This is a genomic window from Moorena producens 3L (genome assembly GCF_000211815.1).
Lineage (GTDB): Bacteria > Cyanobacteriota > Cyanobacteriia > Cyanobacteriales > Coleofasciculaceae > Moorena > Moorena producens.
Map to the genome: position 1 here is coordinate 103,619 of NZ_GL890840.1, position 22,260 is coordinate 125,878.

The 22,260-nt window shown below is 45.3% G+C and carries 24 protein-coding genes and 3 pseudogenes; 11 read left to right on the forward strand and 16 right to left on the reverse strand.

Features of this window, described 5'->3' with window-relative positions; all coding sequences use genetic code 11:
* Positions 1–144: 144 nt before the first annotated feature.
* Positions 145–318: pseudogene (locus LYNGBM3L_RS47070) on the forward strand (RNA-guided endonuclease TnpB family protein); the annotation flags it as partial.
* 350 nt (positions 319–668) lie between these two features.
* Here the strand turns inward: LYNGBM3L_RS47070 and LYNGBM3L_RS07000 are convergent.
* On the reverse strand, positions 669–866 hold the full coding sequence (locus LYNGBM3L_RS07000; protein WP_008180784.1) for a hypothetical protein: 198 nt from the start codon (positions 864–866) through the stop codon (positions 669–671).
* 57 nt (positions 867–923) lie between these two features.
* Here LYNGBM3L_RS07000 and LYNGBM3L_RS07005 point away from each other — a divergent pair, with 57 nt between their 5' ends.
* A complete protein-coding gene (locus LYNGBM3L_RS07005; RefSeq protein WP_044492397.1) occupies positions 924–2,357 on the forward strand; it encodes an RNA-guided endonuclease InsQ/TnpB family protein in 1,434 nt (477 codons plus the stop codon).
* Here the strand turns inward: LYNGBM3L_RS07005 and LYNGBM3L_RS07010 are convergent.
* The 6 genes from LYNGBM3L_RS07010 to ndhC form a co-directional block, all read right to left on the reverse strand.
* On the reverse strand, positions 2,354–3,364 hold the full coding sequence (locus LYNGBM3L_RS07010; protein WP_008180789.1) for a family 2B encapsulin nanocompartment shell protein: 1,011 nt from the start codon (positions 3,362–3,364) through the stop codon (positions 2,354–2,356). The two genes, LYNGBM3L_RS07005 and LYNGBM3L_RS07010, sit on opposite strands and share 4 nt — an antisense overlap.
* A 204-nt stretch (positions 3,365–3,568) precedes the next feature.
* A complete protein-coding gene (locus tag LYNGBM3L_RS50155) occupies positions 3,569–6,286 on the reverse strand; it encodes a SufS family cysteine desulfurase (protein WP_008180792.1) in 2,718 nt (905 codons plus the stop codon).
* Positions 6,279–7,256 (reverse strand): family 2A encapsulin nanocompartment shell protein, encoded by a 978-nt coding sequence (locus tag LYNGBM3L_RS07020; RefSeq protein ID WP_008180793.1) that lies wholly within the window; start codon positions 7,254–7,256, stop codon positions 6,279–6,281. Before LYNGBM3L_RS07020 ends, LYNGBM3L_RS50155 begins: the two co-directional genes overlap by 8 nt.
* A gap of 905 nt (positions 7,257–8,161) precedes the next feature.
* Positions 8,162–8,692 (reverse strand): NAD(P)H-quinone oxidoreductase subunit J, encoded by a 531-nt coding sequence (locus LYNGBM3L_RS07025; protein ID WP_008180794.1) that lies wholly within the window; start codon positions 8,690–8,692, stop codon positions 8,162–8,164.
* Positions 8,685–9,431: a photosynthetic/respiratory NAD(P)H-quinone oxidoreductase subunit K gene (gene ndhK / locus LYNGBM3L_RS07030; RefSeq protein WP_008180795.1), complete on the reverse strand. Its 747-nt coding sequence runs from the start codon at positions 9,429–9,431 to the stop codon at positions 8,685–8,687. Before ndhK ends, LYNGBM3L_RS07025 begins: the two co-directional genes overlap by 8 nt.
* The gene (ndhC, locus tag LYNGBM3L_RS07035; protein ID WP_008180796.1) at positions 9,428–9,790 is read right to left on the reverse strand and encodes a photosynthetic/respiratory NAD(P)H-quinone oxidoreductase subunit C; all 363 of its coding nucleotides are present in this window, start codon (positions 9,788–9,790) and stop codon (positions 9,428–9,430) included. Before ndhC ends, ndhK begins: the two co-directional genes overlap by 4 nt.
* 323 nt (positions 9,791–10,113) lie before the next feature.
* Between ndhC and LYNGBM3L_RS07040 the strand changes: the two genes are divergently transcribed.
* The 6 genes from LYNGBM3L_RS07040 (at position 10,114) to LYNGBM3L_RS36050 (ending at position 12,743) form a co-directional block, all read left to right on the forward strand.
* Positions 10,114–10,461, forward strand: a complete 348-nt coding sequence (locus LYNGBM3L_RS07040) for a rubredoxin (protein WP_008180797.1) — start codon at positions 10,114–10,116, stop codon at positions 10,459–10,461.
* Between the two features lie 136 nt (positions 10,462–10,597).
* Complete coding sequence (locus tag LYNGBM3L_RS07045; protein WP_044492399.1) at positions 10,598–11,602, forward strand: photosynthesis system II assembly factor Ycf48; 1,005 nt, start codon at positions 10,598–10,600, stop codon at positions 11,600–11,602.
* 133 nt (positions 11,603–11,735) lie between these two features.
* Positions 11,736–11,981 carry a cytochrome b559 subunit alpha gene (gene psbE, locus LYNGBM3L_RS07050; protein WP_008180799.1) on the forward strand — a complete coding sequence of 82 codons (246 nt, stop codon included), beginning with the start codon at positions 11,736–11,738 and terminating at the stop codon, positions 11,979–11,981.
* A gap of 122 nt (positions 11,982–12,103) precedes the next feature.
* The gene (gene psbF, locus LYNGBM3L_RS36040; RefSeq protein ID WP_071986818.1) at positions 12,104–12,238 is read left to right on the forward strand and encodes a cytochrome b559 subunit beta; all 135 of its coding nucleotides are present in this window, start codon (positions 12,104–12,106) and stop codon (positions 12,236–12,238) included.
* A gap of 11 nt (positions 12,239–12,249) precedes the next feature.
* Positions 12,250–12,369 carry a photosystem II reaction center protein PsbL gene (gene psbL / locus LYNGBM3L_RS36045; protein WP_071986819.1) on the forward strand — a complete coding sequence of 40 codons (120 nt, stop codon included), beginning with the start codon at positions 12,250–12,252 and terminating at the stop codon, positions 12,367–12,369.
* Between the two features lie 254 nt (positions 12,370–12,623).
* Positions 12,624–12,743, forward strand: a complete 120-nt coding sequence (locus LYNGBM3L_RS36050; RefSeq protein WP_071986820.1) for a photosystem II reaction center protein J — start codon at positions 12,624–12,626, stop codon at positions 12,741–12,743.
* Between the two features lie 498 nt (positions 12,744–13,241).
* On the opposite strand, the gene LYNGBM3L_RS07055 is transcribed toward LYNGBM3L_RS36050, so the two are convergent.
* Together LYNGBM3L_RS07055 and LYNGBM3L_RS07060 are read right to left on the reverse strand one after the other, a co-directional pair.
* Entirely contained in the window at positions 13,242–14,102 is an 861-nt protein-coding gene (locus LYNGBM3L_RS07055) for a CPBP family intramembrane glutamic endopeptidase (protein ID WP_008180802.1), read from the reverse strand.
* 1,164 nt (positions 14,103–15,266) lie between these two features.
* Positions 15,267–15,686 carry an AbrB family transcriptional regulator gene (locus tag LYNGBM3L_RS07060; RefSeq protein ID WP_008180804.1) on the reverse strand — a complete coding sequence of 140 codons (420 nt, stop codon included), beginning with the start codon at positions 15,684–15,686 and terminating at the stop codon, positions 15,267–15,269.
* A gap of 408 nt (positions 15,687–16,094) precedes the next feature.
* Between LYNGBM3L_RS07060 and LYNGBM3L_RS07065 the strand changes: the two genes are divergently transcribed.
* Both LYNGBM3L_RS07065 and LYNGBM3L_RS07070 read left to right on the forward strand, forming a co-directional pair.
* A complete protein-coding gene (locus LYNGBM3L_RS07065) occupies positions 16,095–17,096 on the forward strand; it encodes a succinate dehydrogenase/fumarate reductase iron-sulfur subunit (RefSeq protein ID WP_044492440.1) in 1,002 nt (333 codons plus the stop codon).
* Positions 17,093–17,281, forward strand: a complete 189-nt coding sequence (locus LYNGBM3L_RS07070; RefSeq protein WP_008180807.1) for a CAB/ELIP/HLIP family chlorophyll-binding protein — start codon at positions 17,093–17,095, stop codon at positions 17,279–17,281. Before LYNGBM3L_RS07065 ends, LYNGBM3L_RS07070 begins: the two co-directional genes overlap by 4 nt.
* A gap of 392 nt (positions 17,282–17,673) precedes the next feature.
* Here the strand turns inward: LYNGBM3L_RS07070 and LYNGBM3L_RS49735 are convergent, their stop codons facing one another.
* From LYNGBM3L_RS49735 to LYNGBM3L_RS49740, 5 genes are all read right to left on the reverse strand, one after another.
* Entirely contained in the window at positions 17,674–17,823 is a 150-nt protein-coding gene (locus LYNGBM3L_RS49735; protein WP_353736801.1) for an IS4 family transposase, read from the reverse strand.
* Positions 17,778–17,981, reverse strand: coding sequence for a hypothetical protein (locus LYNGBM3L_RS45495; RefSeq protein ID WP_008180808.1), 204 nt, complete (start codon positions 17,979–17,981; stop codon positions 17,778–17,780). The genes LYNGBM3L_RS49735 and LYNGBM3L_RS45495 overlap by 46 nt, the downstream gene beginning before the upstream one ends.
* A complete protein-coding gene (locus LYNGBM3L_RS39950) occupies positions 17,981–18,304 on the reverse strand; it encodes a hypothetical protein (protein ID WP_008180811.1) in 324 nt (107 codons plus the stop codon). Before LYNGBM3L_RS39950 ends, LYNGBM3L_RS45495 begins: the two co-directional genes overlap by 1 nt.
* 134 nt (positions 18,305–18,438) lie before the next feature.
* The gene (locus tag LYNGBM3L_RS39955; protein ID WP_008180813.1) at positions 18,439–18,687 is read right to left on the reverse strand and encodes a hypothetical protein; all 249 of its coding nucleotides are present in this window, start codon (positions 18,685–18,687) and stop codon (positions 18,439–18,441) included.
* 138 nt (positions 18,688–18,825) lie between these two features.
* Complete coding sequence (locus LYNGBM3L_RS49740) at positions 18,826–19,065, reverse strand: transposase DNA-binding-containing protein (RefSeq protein ID WP_071986821.1); 240 nt, start codon at positions 19,063–19,065, stop codon at positions 18,826–18,828.
* A gap of 1,537 nt (positions 19,066–20,602) precedes the next feature.
* On the opposite strand from LYNGBM3L_RS49740, the gene LYNGBM3L_RS39960 reads away from it, so the two are divergent.
* Positions 20,603–20,857 (forward strand): hypothetical protein, encoded by a 255-nt coding sequence (locus tag LYNGBM3L_RS39960; protein ID WP_008180817.1) that lies wholly within the window; start codon positions 20,603–20,605, stop codon positions 20,855–20,857.
* Positions 20,858–21,146: 289 nt separating this feature from the next.
* On the opposite strand, the pseudogene LYNGBM3L_RS50160 reads toward LYNGBM3L_RS39960, so the two are convergent.
* Both LYNGBM3L_RS50160 and LYNGBM3L_RS50165 read right to left on the reverse strand, forming a co-directional pair.
* A pseudogene (locus tag LYNGBM3L_RS50160) lies at positions 21,147–21,426 on the reverse strand (IS701 family transposase); the annotation flags it as partial.
* A 403-nt stretch (positions 21,427–21,829) separates the two neighbouring features.
* Positions 21,830–22,129, reverse strand: a pseudogene (locus LYNGBM3L_RS50165) (IS701 family transposase); the annotation flags it as partial.
* Positions 22,130–22,260: the final 131 nt, after the last annotated feature.

Below are 22,260 nucleotides of genomic sequence, written 5' to 3' on the forward strand. Positions count from 1 at the left end.
CCTAAAGCTGAAAGCCCCGTGTTTTCAAACCAGGGATGAAAGCTCGTAGCGACTTTAGTCGCCGTGAATAAAATCTCGACTTTTGCTTAACACTTTTATACAAGCCTGTTAAGATAAATATATATCGAATAAAGTCGAAATTCGGTGATTATTATAGAGTTCAAAGCCAAAGGGAAAAAGTCTCAGTATTCATCGATAGATGAAGATATCCGGACAGTTAAGTTCATCTGAAATAGCTGCATCCGTCTATGGTTGGACAACAATGGTACAGGGAAAAGTGACCTTAGCCGATATTCCAAAATCCTTTACAGAATTTTTTGAGATGAGGTTTTCACAGCAAAAAATATCCCGATTTTCCCATTGAGTAAGAGAGCGTATCCACTCTTAGCAGCACCTGTATCAAAAACCTTGGAAATAATACCAGCCTCTCTAACTTAGGCTTCACAATAAATCCAAGCTTCTAGGGTGATATCTTTGGCAATTTTAAATTCAGGCTGATTTCCCAAATCGATATAATCATCCTGACCATCAAAAGTGAGAACAGTCTGTTAGGAAGACACAGAAGATGCCGAGGGTCTTTTCCTACCAAAACTTCTTGAAATGTGAGAGCCTTGTGTCTTTAGACCGAGGGTGAAACAGAGAGACTGGGTTGACCCAGTCGTGTCTCTTTAGTCTTTCTTTATTTCAGATCTAATAATTTTTTCTACAAGTTCTCCCACACTGGTATTTGATTCTCTAGCTGATAATTGAAGCCACTTCCAAGTAGTCCCAGTTAGCCAAACGGTATGGGGCTTCTTCAATTCATCATGATGTACGGGTACTCCCCGCATTCTTTTTCTGGTTTTCCGCTCATTTATTGTTGACATATTCAGAACCAACGTCTTTACTAAGAGTATATTAAAAAAACAAGGAGGTGATGACAACTGTACAAGACCATTCCAGTCAAAGCTAGTTTTTCAGAGGAGGAAAAAGCCTTTTGGTTGTTCCAATGCGAGAATGCTAATAGCCTAGGGAATTGTGCAACTTATTATGCGAAGCAAAAACATTACTCTTGGTTGGAGCAACAACCAGAAGCTTATACTACTTTCTGGAGAGGGGATGTGTTGAGATATGGGTGGAAGACCTATAAGTGCAGGGTAAAATACGCAGAACTTTGTAAAGAACTAAAAGAGAACCCTCACTATAGAGCGATGGCAGCTCAGTCTGCTCAACAAACCCTTAAGTCTGTGGCTGAATCAATAACAAGTTATAACAAATTAGTTGGACTTTACTATAAAGGAGAAGTTGATAGGCCAAAACTTCTTAGATATAGAAAAAAAGGCGGATTGGCTGCTGTTACTTTTCCTAAGCAAGCTTTGACTTACAGGAATGGGTTCTTCTATCCCTCAATCAGTAAAGAGAGTAAACCTGAACTGCTTTGTGATATAACTTTGTCCCCTCCAGATTTTATTGATTCAGATTGGGTTAAGGAGGTCACTGTCCGACCATGCTTAGGCCAATTATGGATCGACTGGGTCATAGATGACGGGAAACAGCCCATAGACCTTAACCCCAGTCTTGACTACTCTCAAGCGTGGAGCTTCGATCATGGTGGAGATAACTGGCTAACAGGTTTATCGACTCATGGGAAAAGTCTGATTATTGATGGGCGAAAACTAAAGTCAATGAACCAGGGTTATGCTCGTCTAGTTGCAAAATATAAAACCGGAAAGTCTGATTTTTATTGGGATGCTAACTTAGATAGAGTTCAACTGAAGCGAAACAACCAGATGCGGGATACAGTCAATAAAACGGCTCGCTTTATTGTTAATCGCTGCCTCAATGACCGAATTGGCAACATTGTGATTGGTTGGAACGAACGACAAAAAGATTCAATAAATATAGGTCGAAAAGGGAATCAAACATTTGTCGTAATCCCGACAAAGAGACTAATAGAAAGATTGAAACAATTATGCCCAGAGTATGGTATTAAACTGACAGTAACAGAAGAGTCTTATACAAGCAAGGCGTCATACTTAGACGAAGACCCATTACCAAGACACGGTGAAAAACCCAGTGGATGGCAACCTTCGGGAAAAAGAGTAAGGCGTGGACTGTATAGGACAAAGCAAGGATACCTAGTCAATGCAGACTGTAATGGTGCGGGAAACATTGCTAGGAAAGTAGCCAAACAGTTAGGTCTAGACCTAACCAAGGTGGGTAGGGGAGCTTTGACACTCCCGCATCGGTATGACGTTTTTAATTCTCTTAAAAAATCATATCGAATGAGAAGTGTTCGCGAAGCGTCGGCGAAAGCCGATAGCAGTACGGGAAAACCGCTGCTGCGTAACATCCTCATAGAATCCTCCGTGTTTTAACCGGGGGAGATGTCAATATTTGGATCTTCATCATAATAGCGGCCAATATCTACATTTTCTAGTACCCCCAAAGCATCGGGAACCAGTACGGCGGTGGAAAAGTAAAGAGTGACGAGGTAGGAGGCGATCGCCTTCTGGTCAATGCCCATCAACCGCACGGACACACCTGGAATCTCTTCATGTTCGCCAATCAAGCCGGTTTTACGCAGCCCTACCACTCCTTGCTGCGCTTCACCCACGCGCATCAGCAGAATATTGGATTTGCCTTTGGCGTCCACAGCAAGTTTATTACTGGCAATAATGGGAACTCCACGCCAGGTGATAAAGGGCGATCCAAACAGGTTCACTGTGGCTGGGGGAACCCCACGACGAGTGCATTCCCGACCAAAGGCGGCGATCGCCTTAGGGTGGGCCAAGAAAAAAGCAGGTTGTTTCCACACCTTAGCTAGGAGTTCATCCAAATCATCCGGGGTAGGGGGACCTGTGCGTGTTGAGAGTCGCATGGAAGGATCCGCCTTGTGGAGTAACCCAAAGGCTCGGTCTGGATCACCATTGCCATCGTTATTGACAATTTCCCATTCCTTGCGCTCCCTTAGCGCTTCAATAGTCAAGCGCAACTGCTCTTGCAACTGATCTCTGGCATTGCTGTATAGGTCACTGACCCGGGTATGCACCCGCACAATCGTTTGAGCCACCCTTAAGGGATATTCCGGCGGGTTATCATCGTAGTCAACAAAGGTTTGGGTGAGGGTGGGTTCCCCTTCGTGACAACTTAACATGTCAATGTTCTTTTCTCCGTCATCGTTTGCGGCAAAACCCTCTAAAATCCTGACATCCCGTCGGTTGACACGGTAAGTCCCCCCTGACACTTCAACCCAAGGCAATAGCTGGAGCAACCAGCGTGGTGAAATGGCCCGCATTTGCAGCGGGGATTTCATGGTGCAGGCTAGTTTCTTGGCTGCACGAACACTTACACTCTGTTGTGGCTGCTCCGATGTGTAAACCATAGAATCGGTTCTCTTAAACGATTAGCTTCTAACAGTAAACGCATCTAATTCCTAGGATTCCTATATATAGTGTTTTTAAAATTAAATAAACACTATTTTATGTATAAAATTCCTTGTAAACAAACGCAATAAAGCCTGGTTTATTGAAAAATACAGTTTATTGACAAGATGCGTTTACCGTGATTATGATATTTATATTGAGTTTTAGGATAGCTGGTGTTTGGCCTTTTTAATTGCTGCAATCAGCTTATCTACTTCTGCAAAGGTGTTATAAAACGCTAAGGAGGGGCGCACAGTGCTAGTCAACCCAAACCGTTTCAGGGTGGGTTGGGCGCAATGATGTCCAGCACGTACGGCAATGCCTTCACTATCCAAGAATTTCCCCATATCCTCTGAAGAAATATTCTTAAGAGTAAAGGACAGCGTACTGACCTTACCCGCTGCTGTGCCAATCTGGCGCAATCCTGGAATGGCTGCCATTGCTGCTGTAGCATAAGCCATCAATGCTTCTTCATGTTTAGCCGCCGCTTCAAAACCAATTTGATTGATATAGTCAATGGCTGCCCCTAAACCTACGGCTGCTGCCAGGTTGCCGGTACCTGCTTCAAATTTAGCTGGAATGTCGTTAAAGGTGGTTTTTTCAAAGGAAACAGACTCAATCATGTTGCCACCGCCTTGCCAGGGGGGCATCTCTTTGAGTAAAGCTGCCTTACCATAGAGAGCACCAATGCCAGTGGGGCCAAAGAGCTTGTGACCGGAGAAAACATAAAAGTCAGCCCCCAGGTCTTGAACATTGGTTCGGAAATGGGGAACCGATTGAGCCCCATCGACCACCACCGTAGCACCATGGCGATGAGCCATAGCTGCCATGGTTTTGATGGGCAGCACCGTTCCCAACACATTGGAAACATGACTCAGGGCAACGATACGGGTGCGATCGCTGAGCAGTTTTTGATATTCCTCCAGTAAGATTTCCCCTTGATCACTAATAGGAGCAACCTTTAACACGGCTCCTTTCTCTTGGGCTAGCATCTGCCAGGGTACAATGTTAGAGTGGTGCTCTAAAGTAGTGAGCACAATCTCATCCCCAGCTTTAACATGCTTGCGACCATAGGTTTGCGCCACCAAATTAATCCCTTCGGTCGTACCCCGTACAAAGACTATTTCCTTGGCTAAACTTGCACCCAGAAACCGTTGAATTTTCTCCCGAGCGTCTTCGTAGGCATTGGTAGAGCGCGCCGCTAGGGTATGAGCCCCTCGGTGGACATTGGAATTATCCTGCTCGTAGAACTGGGATAGAGTATCGATCACGCTCTGGGGTTTTTGACTGGTAGCAGCATTATCCATCCAGATCAGTGGCTTGCCATGAACCTGCTGGTGCAGAATTGGGAAGTCTCGCCGTACCGCTTCCACATCAAAGCTATCCTGGGGCAGTTGCGAGGTTTGCTGATCAGTGGAAAGCTTGGATGAGCTTGACTCCGCCGGTTTTGAGTCTGGCAAAAAGTAAAACTTAGGTGTGCTTCCAGGGGGTAGAGGCACCGCTGCTGGAGGTTCGGTTAGAGACTGATGCAGATCTGTTTCACTCAGAGCAATGTAACCAGCCCCTTCCTCTAAAATGCTCAGGAACTCGGCACCGGGTAGCATCTCAACCTGGGGTAGAGCCTCGCTGGTGCTCCGTGCCCCAAGTTGTTTGAGGTTTCGGATTTCCCCTTCCCCTTGACCTTGTAGCTCACGGCTCTGGGTTTCTATTGCCCCTCCGAGTTGTTCCGGGGCCACCATGTTGCTACCGGATGGGTCACCAGCAGGTAGCGTAGAGGCAGCAGAGGTTATGGTTGGAGACAGATTCTGCAAAAAGTAATAATCGGAGGAACTTTCCTCAAATAAAGATGCAGGTTGGGAAGAAGCCGGTGTTTTCCCCTGGATATCAGGAGAGGATTGTTGGCCCACTGCACCAGCTTGTTCAGGGTTTAGCACCGTTTTAGCTTTTGGTTCAACCTCCGATCCTAGCTGTTCAGGGTTCTGCAATGCTGTACTGGTAGATCCTGCTGCTCCCATCTGGTCTGAGCCAGATTGAGGAGAAACTGGAAGAGCAGGTTCGGTTGAGAAAATGCCTGCCATGCCTTGCTCAAACAGATGCTGTAATTCGGCTGAGTCGGGTAGGAACTCGCTGAGGCTGAGATCCCCCATTCCTGTCATGCCATTGCCACTGCTTGGAGATTGACTGGGTACTTGACGCCCTGGCCGATTGGCTTCGGTAGCAGCGGTGCTGGGTGCAGTTGTGCTTTTGGTTGCTGCCTCACTGGTTTGAGTCGCAGACAAGTTGGGGGTTTGTGCTGAGGAGATCTCAGGCATTAAGGCAGAGCCAGAGGTACCCCCCTGAGGCACTGGCGTTGATGGGGCAGATGTGGGTGTTTTTCCCTGGAGATCAGAAGATGGCTGACTAGTTCCAGCCATCTGGTCTGGGGTTGACCCCCTCGACAGCTGCTGTTGAGCTTCAGCTCCCAATAGGTCTAGGCTCTCCAGACCAGACATAAGTTGTTGAGCCTCAGACATGATTGGGTCTATTATTTGGCCTAGACCCTGTAGGCTGGACAGCTGCTGTTGGGCATCAGACAGCAATTGCTCTGGACTTTGCCCACTAGTGGTCTGCTGGGGTTGAGCCTCCGGTTGCTTGGGACTCTGGCTGCTGGATTGGGATTGAGCAGCCGCTACCGGTTGACTTAAACCCTGTCCAGTCAACATCTTTGGCATCATGCCAGCCATTGCCTCTGGTGAGGTTAGCGGTTCGGGTAGCTGGGCAAAGAGCTGATTCAATATTTGATCTAACATTTGGGGATCGGATAGATCCCCTCCGAAAGAACTTTCAAGGGGTTGACTGTTCTGAGGCGATGGGGAAAGATTTAAACCTTGTTGTTCAGTCATAATTATGGTATGTCGTAATATCTACGTTCTCCAGAACGCCCAGGGCGTCGGGCACTAGGCAGGCTACGGAAAAATAGATGGTAACCAGGTAAGTGGCAATCGCCTGGTCACTGATCCCCATTAAGCGCACGGACACGCCCGGCACTTGTTCTCCAGGCACGCCAGTTTTTTGTAGACCCACGACCCCTTGGGCAGCTTCGCCAACTCGCATCAGCAGAATATTGGTTTTGCCCTCTTTTACCTTCAACTTATTACTGGGAACTACCGGAACCCCTCGCCAGGTGATATAGGGTGAACCAAATAGTTGAACGGTTGCAGGCGGAACACCCCGGAGCGTACATTCTCGACCAAAGGCAGCGATCGCTTGGGGGTGAGCTAAGAAAAATGCTGGCTGTTTCCAGACCTTGGCCAATAGTTCATCAAAGTCATCCGGTGTGGGTGGCCCAGTACGAGTGGAGATGCGCATAGATGGATCTGCGGCATGGAGTAAGCCATAGGCTTTGTCGGGATCACCATCACCATCATGGTTGATAATGTCGTTTTCCTTACGTTCCATCAATCCTTCAATGGTGAGGCGCAACTGCTCTCGCACCTGATCTGTGGCATTGCTGTAGAGATCACCGACTCGGGTATGAACCTTTAAGATCGTCTGGGTAATACTCAAAGGATACTCCCGAGGTTCATCGTCGTAGTCAACAAAGGTTTGGGTGAGGCTGGCTTCGCCTTCGTGGCCACTTAATATTTCAATGTTCTTTTCCCCATCGTCGTTGGTGGCCATCTCTTGTGTAACTCTGACATCTCGGCGGTTCACCCGGTAAGTACCACCTGAAACCTCAACCCAAGGTAGAAGCTTGAGGAGTAAACGTGGAGTCTTCCCCCGCATTTGGGGCGCTGTTTTAGTCGTCGTCGCTAAATTACGCGCTGTTTGAGTACTTAAGCTTTGTTGCGGTTGGTCTGGTGTATAAACCATCTCTTAAATCCAAGCAGTACATTATTTTAATTCACCTGGATTAATATACTATTCTCCTGACGCGGACAGCAATTTAGAGTAAACAAATCTTGTATCTTGTTAGGTAATCGGTAAGATTTCTTAATTAACCATGGCTTATTGTGCTTGTTGACAAGGGATTTTCCATATATAGTTTTTATGGAATTACAAAAACACTATATATGGAAATATTGCACAACTACAAAAAACTTAATAACGGCAGTGATAACAATCAATTTCAGTACTTAAATAGTCAAATCTTATCACTTTTCCCTGTTCCCCGTTCCCTGTTCCCTAGTTTGACAGGTAAATTTTTAACTTGGTGCAATATCTAAGTATACTCAGCTCTTGCACCTGATCAGACAAAAATAAAAACCTAGTTAATTTAACCAAGGCATAAGTATATCTAACCAGGGCTATTTCATTGCGGAAAATGCGCTCTTTGTTTATCTATTCGAAACTGGCACCATCTTTGTGCCTAAGCTATATTTTAAAAGTAATCAGAAGGATAGAGATTTAGAGCAAAGTTACGATCAACGACAAAGATTTGAGGTAACTGATGCATCCAAATACGTGAAGCATTTCACCAACAAGCAGCATTTTAGACCTTGCTTGTCAGTCAATATAATATAAGGCATCGTGCCGGTTTTGTGTGAAAGACTTTGTGCAAAATTTATCCCACACTCACACTTGGCCGTAGGCCATGGGTGGTCGATCACCCTTGCAGATTTGGGGCTTCTTTTCCTGGAAGCTAAAAGCTGATCAGGTCATCGAGAATCCTAAGTAAGTTGATTTGACTATAACCCATCAGCCCTCTTAGGGAGTGAGGAAAGTGCGATGTTGAGTTTGCGATCGCATCAGGGAAACGATCACAAACCCATAGCTAATCAATAAGCATCCTGTAATTCGTAGAAGTCCGGTGATATGTAATCCTTCCGCAAAGGCCAACCCACCCAATCTTCTGGCATCAAAATCCGCTTCAGGTTAGGGTGTCCTTCAAAAACTATACCGAACATATCGTAGGTTTCCCGCTCCTGCCAATCAGCAGCTTTCCAAATCCAGTACACCGAGGGAACCTTAGGATTATCTCGCGGTAGGAATACTTTTACACGCACTTCCTCAGGCTGATCAGTATTATCACTCACTTTAATCAAGTGGTAAAAGCTCACCAAGTCTGCCCCAGGACCAAAATCATAGCCTCCTTGACATTGGAGGTAGTTAAACCCATAGGCGTACAGAGCAGTAGCAATGGGAAGCCAGACATCTGGTTGAACTTTGAGTACCTCAACGCCTAGGTGATCCAGCTCCATGAACTCATGGTCAAAACCGTTTTCCTTGAGCCATCCGGAGACTTTTCCCGCTTCAACTATCTCAGAGGATTGTGTGGTTTGCTCTACTGGTTTTGACTCTTCAGCCACGCTTTACCTCCTGCTTTTGATAGGATTTGAGTGCTGGTGGTACTGCTATTCCCATCTCCTCGGTCAACTGTTTGGGTGCAGTATAGCGCTCCTCTGATTGCAGGTACTTACCCGTCAAAATCTCTGGTACCACTTTCATGTTGTGAGTGGTGCTGTAGTAACGGTGGGTTTGCTTGAGCTGACCACGCTCCTGAATCGACTCGTTAGCCACCTTTTTGCGAAGCTTGACAATAGCATCCATGATTGCTTCTGGACGAGGGGGGCATCCAGGTATATAGACATCCACTGGAATCAATTTATCCACACCACGGACTGCTGTTGGAGAATCAACGCTAAACATGCCGCCAGTGATAGTACAAGCTCCCATGGCAATCACGTACTTCGGCTCTGGCATCTGCTCATACAGACGAACCAGTGCTGGTCCCATTTTCATAGTTATGGTACCCGCTGTGATAATTAAATCCGCTTGCCTGGGGCTAGAACGAGGAACCAAACCAAAACGGTCAAAGTCAAACCGCGACCCAATCATTGCTGCAAATTCAATGAAGCAGCAAGCCGTACCATACAACATCGGCCAGAGGCTGGAAAGCCGCGCCCAGTTGTAAAGGTCGTCTACTGTAGTCAAAATTACATTTTCCGATAGGTCTTGAGTGACTTGGGTTCGCTCAATCGGGTTAAGAATTTTGTTTGTTTGCTGCTGTTCTATAGCAGCACTATCCTTTGTAAGATTAGATTTCATGACCATTCCAAGGCTCCTTTGCGCCAAGCATAAACCAGAGCAAGCACAAGAATTGCAATAAAAATTAGGGCTTCCACAAATGCCAGTAATCCCAGGCGATTGAAGGCGACAGCCCAGGGATAGAGGAATACAGTTTCAACATCGAAAATCACGAACACCAGGGCGAACATATAGTAACGAATGTTGAACTGAATCCAAGCACCCCCCACTGGTTCCATACCAGATTCATAGGTGGTGCGTCGCTCTGGCTCCCGATGGCTAGGTCGCAAAAGCTTGGAAGCCGACAGGGCTAGTAGGGGCACTAAGCTGCAAGCTAGTATGAAGCCTAAGAGATACTCGTAACCGCTAAGAACAAACACAATTGGTCAGTGCCAGGTAAAAACTGGCGTTAGTACTTCTTTACAAACTTTATTATAGGTGCTCTGCCCTTTTGAACGGTCCTCAGGGATCAGTGGTTGGTTCTCAAAAGCCAATGACTACCATAGACTTCAAGGTTGTTCGTAGTTGAGGGTAATCGCTTTGCCTAGAAGACCCTACCATTTCAAGGGTTGATCAAAAATCCGGTCAGGCATTGGGGAGAAACTCCTGAGCTTAAATCAAAAGTTAAGAAAATCTGACCCTTAGTGTGTGATAATATTTTTTAACATAGTTATTAAGATTTGCTGCTTAAGCTTACAGAGCAATGACTGAACGAGCCCCAGAGCAAACCCTAGCTGAACAAGCACCCAGCAGCTATGAATGCCGTGCTTGTGGCTATGTTTACGATCCGACTAAGGGAGATAGCAATCGCAATGTTCCAGGAGGGACATTATATAAGGATTTGCCAGATGATTGGCGCTGTCCAGTGTGCAGCGCTCCGAAAATTCAGTTTATTAATATTGGTGCTGTTAATGCCCCGTCTGGATTTCAGGAGAATCTTACCTATGGCTTAGGTGTTAACCGCATGACACCAGCACAAAAAAACCTTTTAATTTTTAGCGCTTTAGGATTAGGCTTTTTATTTTTTCTGAGCCTTTACGGTTTGAACTGAAATCAGGGCAGTTGGCAAGTTTATTGAACGTGAGCAACTGCTGGCATCACCAAAGCTTAGATCTAGAAGCCATCGCCCTTGCTGGGTTCTGAAAACCTACGGAGAAAGCTGCCATACTCAAAAAGTTCTGGAAATAATGAGATATTTGATGAAAACGCTGAAACAAATTTTAATATTACTGGCGGTGGCATTAATTTGTGTCAGCTGCAAATCTCCTTCATCCATAAGCTACAATCCTTGGGCGGTTATTTCCTTACCTACAGAAGCGACCATGCAAGACCTTGGCTTTACGGGGGATCTTAGTCATGGATGGATTGTGGGTAGCTATGCCACAATTTTTGAGACTAAGGATGGGGGTAATACATGGCAACAGAAAGGCTTGGATCTCGGAGATGAAAATTATCGCTTCTCCTCTGTAAGCTTTGCTGGTGATGAGGGGTGGATTGTTGGTCAACCTTCGATCATGCTCCATACTACTGATGGGGGGGAATCTTGGTCTCGCATTCTCTTAAGTGAAAAGTTACCAGGTTCACCCAACAGAGTGCTCGCTCTCGGACCCAACTCAGCAGAGATGACCACTGATGTTGGCGCAATTTATCAGACTAAGGATGCTGGGAAAACCTGGAAAGCACAGGTAGCACAGGCGGTCGGAGTCACCCGTAATATTTCCCGCTCTGAAGATGGTAAATACGTGGCTGTGTCTGCTAGAGGTAACTTTTACTCCACTTGGGATCCAGGTCAGAGTGCTTGGTTACAGCATAATCGTTACAGTTCCAAGCGTCTTCAGAATATGGGGTTTACCCCCGATGGTCGTCTGTGGATTCTTGCCCGGGGTGGTCAGGTACAATTTAGCAGTGCTGAAGACCTAGAAGATTGGCAAGAACCGATGTATCCGGAAGTTTCCAACAGCTTGGGATTACTTGACTTAGCCTATCGCACACCCAATGAAATTTGGTTAGCAGGTGGCAGTGGTAATTTGCTTTGTAGCTTTGATGGTGGAAAAACTTGGCAAAAAGACCGGGATCTTAAGGATGTTCCCTCCAATTTTTACAAAATCGTCTTTGTAACACCAGAACAGGGGTTTGTAATTGGTCAGAAAGGGATTTTACTCAAGTATGAGCCGCATACCCAGGAAGCTTAGGGCTTTGAAATCCCTATGATCGATGCCAGTCAGTTTCGTTTTATGTTTCAACATTGAAGATGTAGAAAAAAACGGCACTTAGAACTATTATAGTTATGGAATTCTAAACGGTTGTTGGTAAGAGGAATCTACGATGGCAGGTACAACTGGAGAACGTCCGTTTGGTGACATTATTACCAGCGTTCGTTACTGGGTCATTCACAGTGTTACTATCCCAGCCCTATTTATCGCTGGTTGGCTTTTTGTTAGCACTGGTCTGGCTTACGATGTGTTTGGCACACCCCGTCCTAATGAATACTTTACTCAAGAGCGGATGGAACTACCAATCGTTTCCGACCGCTACAATGCTAAACAGCAAGTTGAACAATTTGCTCCATAGGTGTGACCCGAAAGTGCGACCCAAGGGCGATTTACTCGCCCATGGGAAAGCGCACTTTGAGCGAATTTAATTCTTAATGGGTCAAGCGCACCTAAAGGTTTTTTAGATAAAGGCAGACAATCATGACTAGCAGTAATCCCAATCAACCAGTTTCGTATCCGATTTTCACGATTAGATGGTTAGCGGTTCATACCCTAGCCGTTCCTTCAGTCTTTTTCTTAGGCGCGATCGCAGCCATGCAATTTATTCAACGATAGGAGAAGCAATTATGGAGCGGAATTCCAATCCCAATAGACAGCCGGTTGAACTCAATCGGACGTCTCTTTACTTAGGTCTATTACTGATTTTTGTGCTTGGTATTCTGTTTTCCAGTTATTTCTTTAATTAACTGATTTAACAGATTCGCCTAAATCTCCATCTTAGAGAAGGCTAGGATGTAGACGGGAAAAGACTCTTAGTTAATTCCCTGGTAATTTCCGGTTAATCGGGAATTTACTACTTTACTCCTGATAGGAGTTGCACAAAACCCTTACCACTAGGGAGGCTTTTCAAGGAAATTACTAGTTATTAAGACTAGTTATTAAGCCTTCTATCGTTAACTGCATCTAAAAAAAACTTGATTTAAAATTGGAGGTATAAGCTGTGTCTGGAGGGGGAAGAATTCCTTTATGGATAGTTGCCACTATCGCTGGTACTGGTGTCCTCGTAGTGGTTGGTCTTTTCTTCTATGGTGCCTATGTGGGAGTTGGTTCTTCCATGTAAGGTTGACCGATTTCTCTGATTAACACCCCGGCGAGGTTCCCTCGCCAAGGTAACGCGCACGACAAGAAAGGCGCGAAATTAAACATGAAGTAAATCCACAGGTGCGACCCGTGGCTAATTTAATTCGCCACGGGTCGCACCTTTTTCAGCTTTTATCAATGTCCTAACCTTAATGGGTAGTGTTATAGCGCTACGCTTAGCGTGAGAAGTTAGAAGTCAGAAGTCAAAGGTGCGCTTTCCGTAGGCGAATTAAATTCGCCACGGGTCGCACCTAAAAGTAAGCGATTACTTACGTTTCGGAGTTTAGGAATGTCCTAATCTGAATGGGTAGTGCTATATATAGGAGTCTGTTGACAGGCTTAAAGCCAATTTAAAACAGGTTAAATATTGATTAGACCTCAAAAGTAGTTTTCTGATAGTGTTTGCCTCAATTATTGTCCACTGTTTCGGTGATCCGCTGTTCCCTCCCGACAACTGCCGCGAAGTCTATTATGTTGATCAAATGTTGACCAGCTGATCTGGCAACATCAGTAATAATAAAGCCCCAACTTCCAATAAACAAAGAAGACCCACTATCCCAGCTAACGGTTTTCCTCCCAAACCCGTTATCCAAATTGGTCCAATGCCTGTGTAAGCAATTAACTCAGCTGAGTCCAAACAAGTTAAACCCCAAATCCAACCAGCATGTAGTCCCCATGCTAAACCCAGACTGCCTCCATCCACCCAACGGGCTAGGACTAATACCATTCCCATTAGCCATAATCCTGGTAACTGAGGGATAGTATCTTTTTGTTCCCAAACTAGGTGTAACAGGGCAAAAATCCCACTAGAGATGGCTGCTCCTACCCAGATAGAATAATCCTGCTGTAGTTGATTCACTAAGAAGCCACGAAAGACTAACTCTTCTGTAAGCCCAATCCACAGCCCTAATAACATCACTGGCAGTAATATCGGTCCCAAACGCTGCCAATTTTCATAATTCCACCTCACCCAGCCTAGTAATAATTGCCCAGTAAATACTATGATTAAGCTGAGAATACCTACTCCTAGTCCCAATCCTAGAGACCCTAAAACGCTTAATTTCCAATCCAATCCGTAATCGGAGAAAGGCACCCCCTCTAGTTGAGAAGCTCCCCATAAAATTAGGGGAGCAATCAGGTAAAGTGCTGCCAGTAGTGGTAACTTTTGGTCTGGTGCTAAAGGCTGATTTGGACGCCACTTTAAAACCATAGCTATAGGGAAAGCTAGGGGAAGCCAAAAAACTGCCCAAGCTAGGAAAAAAGTTCCTACCTTCAAAAGAGTAGTTGACGTCATTAATGACACAAACGACCCATTAGTTGCCTGATCAAGAATAGCCATTGGCGAGATTGGCAAATTACTATCAAATTACTATAAGGTCTCAACTACACTATCATAAGCGGCTGCTTTTTTCCTATGCCAAGTTCCCTAAGGACAGAGCACATCGGGCTGGTTAGTAATAGCCTGCTTTACCGACTCCTCAGGTAGTAGAAAGAAGATTTTTGTTTCTACTGTCTTCTTATGGGGCATCCTCCACTATCGAAGGGTAGACATATGATTCTTCAAGGTGATCAGCTTTTCAGCAGATCAACCAGTCCACTTGCTTAAAAAATTGACATTTTCCAAGTAGATGTGGGTCTGTCCTTTTTCCCTCATAGTGAGCTTAGCCCAAGCTTTTTCAGGTTTTTTACCTGCGGTTTGCTTGTGCCTTATGGTACCGATTCAATTATTTTGAGACTCCCCGCTCGCTAATAGATGGGGATTCTTGGCTCAACGATTCGGCTTGCTATGATTGGTTTTAACCAAGCACAGTAGAGGCCAAATCTCCCCGGAGACGAAACCTTAGAGAGGGTCGCCTTTATCGTCGGCAGGTTATGCAGAAAAGGGTTAAATCTTTTTTAATAAGGCGACCCTCTCTAACGGTAACTTCAAACCCAGGGTTTGGATTTAAGATCCAGGTTGTGGTGTGCCCCACCCTACCTTTTTAGAATGGGAGACAATCAACTTTAATACAATATCTACCTTATTCGTTTCATAGACTTCCAGATCCTTAGACGAAACCGAGGTGCACGTATCATTACTTTGAACAGGTTTTTACGTTGTCTATTTATATTCAGGCAAGTTGGTTGTCTCACTTCCTATTATATAGGACAGCGCTAGTTTAGGGATTACCGACAACAGAATAAAAAAATATCCATTGACGAATTTATTCGTCAATTTCTGTTTTATCCCCCGGATAAATCACGGGGGCTTTACCCATCACGTCGGTAACAGATTCTTAAAAGCTCACGTGCCCAAAAAATATTCACGGCGAGGCAACGCTAGCCCCACATGGTCGTTTTTCATCCCCGCTCGCTGAGAGACGGGGGTTTCAAACTCGCAGGATTTTCTGTAAGAAGGATTACTTCAAAGCGGTGCCACCCCGAGCTTTTTCAAAGCGGTGCCACCCCGCACTTTTTCAAAGCGCTAGGTAACGCGCACCAAGAGAGCGCTAGGGAACACGCACTAAGAGGTGGCTTTCTTTGCTTTTTGAGTAGATACCTCTTCAGATTCAAAATCGTTATCCACCTGCTTGAGATGGATATGTTTGTAGCCTAGTTTAATTTCAAATTCATCACCAGGCTCTAATCCCATGGCATGAGTGTAGGTTGAACCAATAACAATTTGACCATTCTTATGGACACTCACACGATAAGTCGGTTCACGCCCCCGACCATCTTTTGTGCCTTCTGGATCCAGGGGAACACCCTTGGCTCCTAAAACCGCATCATAAAAATCTGTTAAATTAACGCGGGTCTGGTCTGTTTTAGTTATAGTGTAATAGCCGCAACGCTTGGCTGTCTCTCGGCGAGGCAAGTGTGATAGCTCTTTTACTTTTTGAAGTAATGCTTTACCAGTTAGGGGAGTACTTGAAATCTCTGGCATAATCTCACGAGATATCCTTTAAACTTCAGAGTGGTCAAGATCATTAATCGCCAAACTTTGGCTCTATTAAAAATATATCGTTAAATCTATCTCAGTTGACAAGATATTTTGGATCATTTGTTTAAATCTTTACGTATTTCAATAATAACAGATCAGACAATCCCTGCCTAAGCCTTTAGGGGCAGTAACATGATAACTATGGAAATAATCCAGGAAACATACCAAAAGGAAAGCACTCTTACACCAGAAGTCAACTAGCGAGCGGTATTGCTTCGGGAGGGACTACTCAAACAAGTATGGCCTAATTATCAAGAGGAACTACTCACCGGAATAGGAGTCCTGTTGACCCTAGCCCTTAACCTTACCGATTATCCTTGTATATGTTGGAATATTCAAGAGCTTAGTTTTATGCAAGTTGATTTCAAAATCATTCGACAGACTCAAAACACTGCCCCACTACTCCAGACTTATAAGCTGGATGTCGAGAAAGGAAACACGATTCTCGAATGCTTGAATCGTATTAAGTGGGAACAAGATGGTACTTTAGCTTTTCGCAAAAATTGTCGCAACACGATTTGTGGTAGCTGTGGCATACGAATTAATGGTCGGTCGGCTTTGGCCTGTAAGGAAAATGTGGGCAATGAATTGGGGAACCAACAGCTGCCAGATGAATCTAAAATTCCGGAGATTACTATAGCACCTCTGGGGAATATGCCAGTAATCAAGGATTTAGTCGTTGAGATGAGCAGCTTCTGGGATAACTTAGAAGCTGTTGATCCCTACGTCAGCACTGCTGCTAGGAAGATTCCCGAACGGGAATTTTTACAGAGTCCTGAAGAGCGATCGCATTTGGCTCAGGCAGGTAATTGTATCATGTGTGGTGCCTGTTATTCTGAGTGTAATGCCAAAGAAGTTAATCGAGATTTTGTCGGTCCTCATGCCTTGGCTAAAGCACAGCGTCTGGTGGTAGATTCCCGTGATAATACCACGGAAAATCGTTTGGAGAAATATAACGAAGGAACAAAAGGAGTCTGGGGTTGTACCCGCTGTATGATGTGTAATGCCGTTTGCCCGATGGGTGTGGCTCCTATGGATCAAATCGGTAAGATTAAACAGGATATTCTTGAAGGTATTGATGACCAAGATAGTCGTCCAATCCGCCACCGCAAAGTCCTAATTGATTTAGTGAAAGAGGGAGGTTGGATTGATGAGCGTAAGTTTGGCTTGCAGGTGGTTGGTAACTCATTTCGAGATATCCAAGGTTTGGCGAGCCTAGGACCACTGGGATTACGAATGCTAGTTCGAGGTAAGTTTCCCTTGAGCTTTTCTCCATCAGCAGGGACATCACAAGTGCGATCGCTAATTGAATCGGTAAAAAATTTGGAGTCTGAAGGATCTGAGCAGCCATGAGTTCTGAAACACCCAATTCTAGTGAATCATCTGAGGAGTCTTTTAACCAACCTGAACCAGCTTTTGGTTGGACTCCCTATGCTGAGCAAATCAACGGCAGGTTTGCGATGGTTGCCTTAGTTTGTATCCTGTTACTGGAATTGCTCACTGGTCAAGGTTTGTTGACTTGGCTGGGTCTACTCTAAGGAATTTCCAACCACTATATAATGATCGGGAGCTTGAGATTTCTTTGCTCTTACCATCACGGTTGTTGAGGGTTGAGGGTTGACGGTTATAGCACTACCCATTAAGGTGTTTGACATTGATACAAGCAGCAAAAGGTGCGACCCGTGGCTAATTTAATTCGCCAAGGTCAAGCGCACCTACGCTGTTGTAGTCAACTTTTAGGTGCGACTCGTGGCTAATTTAATAATTAGATGCAGGAATGAAGTTACCGTATTCAGAGGGTCGCCTTTATGGGTTACTGGCTATACGTAAAAGGGTTAAAACTTTTGTAATAAGGGGACCCTCTTCAAGGTTTCGTCTCCGGAAAGCGCACCTTTGCCTATTGTCCGCCCCCCTTATTAAGGTCTATCCATTAGGCAAAAGTAGTCGAAACAGTGATAGAGACGTTTGATGTAGAAGCAAGTTGTGAACCTTCAAGCAAATGGTAGAAGGTAGAAAGCCCTCGCCAGAGAGTTTTCAAGCCAGGTTCGCCATCTCCAGTACGAGCCAAAAATCCACCCAAGCGTGCAATCCCGCGTCAGAGCAAAACGCAAGAGTAGGAGGTTTTTTCGAGGGGTTTTTGGGTTGAAATTGAAGTCGCTTGAGCTTCCATTCCGGTGGAGAGAAAACAACTTGGCAAGAAGCATCGGGATTAAGTCGAGCTTGATAAGTTAACCACATTAATCGCCAAGCAACAATATTATAAGTAGCCAGTGCTTTGAGTAAACGCTCTCGGGTTTGAAGTTGAAGTTTTTCGCGCGCGTCAGCCACTTTTGAGCGGTTTTGTGAAAGGGTTCGATCAGCAACCGATAGCTATACCACTGCACCCATTGCCAAGCTTGAGTAAAGTTGTCAATGGGTAGAGTGGTGAGCAATAACCAACGAATGGGTGGACTACCATCAGCAGGTTTCTCAGTTTCTTCTACGAGTAGTACATTGATTTCCACTGGCTGGAGATTGTGGGGTTTGGGGTGATGTTGAGGCACTTCCAGAGTGACTCTCATCCCTCGGATTTGTAATAGTGCGCGGGCGAGCTGGACGTTTGGGATTACGCTCTAAGTTGATGGTCATTTTACCTAAGATTGGCCTTTGTTCAATCGTCGGCAAAAGATATCCCATCTCCTCTTTCACCCTGGGGTTATACTGCTCTCGAAGAATCAGTAATTCGCGCTTTGGCAGAGCGCTTTTGGGCGAACAACTCAAAGATATCGGCCTCGCGATCAGCAACATGTATGAGCTTCGCTTTTTCGGCTAGTCCTTCCTCGGCTCCTGTAAGAGTCTCTAACCATCGATAGCTTTCTTTTTCTTGAATCGCTTTTTTCTTGCGTTCTTTTTTCTTTCCACTCCTGTGCTTTCTTGTCCAACTCTGCTGATGTAGCAGTCCCAATGGCTCTCAATCGCGCACTCACCGCTATACAGCTATGAACTTTGATTCGAAGTTGCTTGGTCTGATTGATATATCCCAAACCCTTCGTGGCTTGATGTGTCCTATACTCCAAGTCGGTCGTGTCCTGTATTGCCAGCACTACTCACGGCGACCGACACACCTCCTCACTACGCCTTCCCTGTGTGAAGCCAATAAGTCGGTCCCTTTCACTGTCTTATTTGACCAAAATCTGTAGATACTTTGACTCTCGCTGGCATTTCCACTCGCTTTTGGTACTGTTTCTCCTGGATGCTCACTTAAGACCAGAAGTGTCTTTCTCAATCTTTTTGCGTGGCGTATGTCCTGAAAAATTTCGGATTTATCTCCTGGCTTATCCAATCCTTCATTTGTTCCTCTTCATCCCCTGATTGGCTTTTTCCTTTCATACTCTCACAACCTCCGCCTCACTGTCCACTCCAGCTTTGCTGCACCGAATTAAGCGCGATCGCACTTCAAGATTAGCGATCGCACTTCAAGATTAGCGATCGCACTTCAAGATTAGCGATCACAGTCTTGGGAAACCCCTGTTAGTCTATACTCCAGTTAATAATTACGCTCACCACTCCTCTCCCCATCCTTGCCTACATCAAACGTCTCTATCACTGTTTCGACTACTTTTGCCTAATGGATAGTATTAAGGTAGGGGGGATTCCTCTGGCCTTGCCCGTAGCGCTATATACTACCTCTGCCTGGTATTTCCTCTTTGCCCTGACGAGGTGATTGTTGCGGCTACACAAATGTAAAGACCTAGCATGCTAGGTCTTTACAAGCCTCTGGGGACTGAATTAAACCGGAGTATTGCACCCGGATTGGGGATCAGTTGTGCCAATTAGATGGCATTGCTTAATAATGGAATGATTTTAAGAGTGAGGTGGAATGGGCATCTTGCCCGTTCCTGGCGGTGCGACCCGAAGGTGCGACCCAAGGGCGATTTACTCGCCCTAGGAGGCGCGCACCTTGAGCGAATTTAATATAGGACTTACGCAACTGGCACAACTAATGGTGGGGCTAGACCTGGTTGACTGACAAAAGTTCACATAGCGCGATCGGTGCAGCAATCGGTGTAGCGGCGCGCTACCCAACGGAAGACTCATCCTTTCCCAGTGATGGAAGGTGTTACCTTCTCAAATTGGCTACAAATGCCATATTCTGACTGGGTGACTAAACTCAGACAGGATGACAAGCGAAAACACCTCCCGTCTCTATAATGCCGAAGTTACGTTATTGGGTCAATCCAAACAATGGGCTGATATCAGGCATCTACATACAAGGCGTCTGGATGGTAGTTGGACTAATTCACTCAGGTAGCGTAAATCTGACAAAATGGACTATGTACATCCACTCAAGTGCTGTGTTTGCGACAGTCACGCAACGTCGATTCAGTCGATGGTTGCTTCGGTCCCCGGATTAATCCACAACGGTTATATAGCCCACTGATTCAGGAAGCGAAGAATAGATGGGAAAATGAACTATTGTATCCTTCGCTTGGATACTTCCATGCTGTGGAATCAATATTGTCTGATTAGGGTAGCTGTGGTATATCGAGGAAGAGCAGTGCCAGTGGCGAGCGCGAGTACTGGAGCATTCTTAATGCAGCGTCTTGATAGGCAGCTATAATGACAAAGCTCTTGACAGTGTCGCGATTAATCCCAGATAGAGTTCAAGTTGTACTGCTAGCAGACAGAGGATTCATCAATACTCAGGTGAATGTTGTATGCCTTGGCTGAACTGGGGAACGCATTATCGCATCCGCATTGGTCTGTGATTTCTGGGTCTGGCGACATGGGTTAGGTTGGTCTCAAGTACGAGATTTTCATGTTCTACGGGGTGAAGCTCTTTTACTCCAAAATGTCTGGATTCACAAAACCGAATATGCATGGTGCAGTTAATCTGGGTCTGGCAAATGATGGAATTAGCGGAGAACTTTGGTACATCGTCAGCGACGAACCGACCACCCTTGCTGACATTTCGGGAATATGGCTTACGCTTTGATATTGAAGAGAGCTTTCTTGATGACAAGTCCAATGGTTTTGAGTTGGAAAGCTGTGAGATTCGGAATGCAAAGCGCCTGATCGCGATTGTGTTTCGTCTTGGGGTACGCTACTCTTTATCTCACTGCCCAAGGAACTAAGGTCGTAGCCCGAGGATTACGCCGTTTTGTAGACCCTCACTGGTGCGCGCGGTAACAGTTATCTCATGCATTGGTTGGGCATGGGTATTGACTGCACGCTACTCTTGGTTGGGAGTTGTTTGAAACCCTAATTTTAAGTGGGAAACCCGACCCATCACCAGCGATGGCTTCCCGAAAACAGGACGAGCAGAAGAGGTATCGGCGCTTAGTTTACAGTAAGGTCTTTTGACTATGCTTGTTGAGTTTTGTCAGTCAACCAGGGGGCTAGACCACGGCGAGAGTCTAATAACTAAACTATAGACATAGTAATGTCGGGACGTTTTAGTTGGTTAATTAAGTAATTGGATTTGAGCCCATGCTTAATTTGATAAATTGTTTGACCACTTTTATAAGCCAAATTTTTAAGGAAAGAGCCAAACTAAAATAGCACAAGCAATATGGTTTCTTTGAATACGACCCTTGCGACCTTGACATGATTCAATACCAGTCAATTGTTTTAATTTAAGATGAAACTCCTCAACCTGACATCGAACCTTACACTCTTTTTGTACAACGTCCCTGGAGGCGCGCATTCCAATGGGCAGGTAAACTGCCCTTGGGTCGCGCCTCATAATTCTGAGATAAATCGTTTGTAGCGATGCAGCGCGGTCTTGGGGAGGCAGCGCGGTCTTGGGGGTCTCCCCCATGAGCGACTGCCGTGGTTTCCCCCGGAGACAAAACCTTAGATAGGGTCGCCTTTATAGTTAGCAGGTTATGCAGAAAAGGGTTAAATATTTTTTAATAGCGATGCAGCGCGGTCTTGGGGAGGCAGCGCGGTCTTGGGGGTCTCCCCCATGAGCGACTGCCGTGGTTTCCCCCACTCGCTATTGCATCAAGACAAGGCAACCCTATCTTACGGTAAATTCAAACCATGAGCGACTGCATCAAGACAGCGATAAAATCCGTTTTGTCGGTGGAGACACTTACCGGTCAAAGTTTCACTTTTTTGGAGCAGGTAAATTTGTTAATTTTTACTAATTTACCGGATTTTAACTCTTTTTCATCCCAAACTAATGATTCAATTCTTTGATAATCTTTTTGATTGCCAGTCTCATCCACAAGTCGATTCCGTTTGAGAGGACAATAATAATATTATCCCAAACCATCGATATATAACATTAATTTATTTTTGGCATACCAACTGTCCATCAATACAGTTCTAAATGGCAACTCCTTAGAATAGACAAGGTTTTGGAGCCTATCCAAAACCTGTTCTATTTTTGTCTTACCATCCTAGAGACGAAACCTTAGAATAGGGTCGCCTTTATGGTTGACAAGCTATGCATAGAAGGGTTAAAACTTGAGGCGCGACCCCGTAATTTAATTCGCCATAGGAAAGCGCGCCTCCATTGATTAAGGCGACC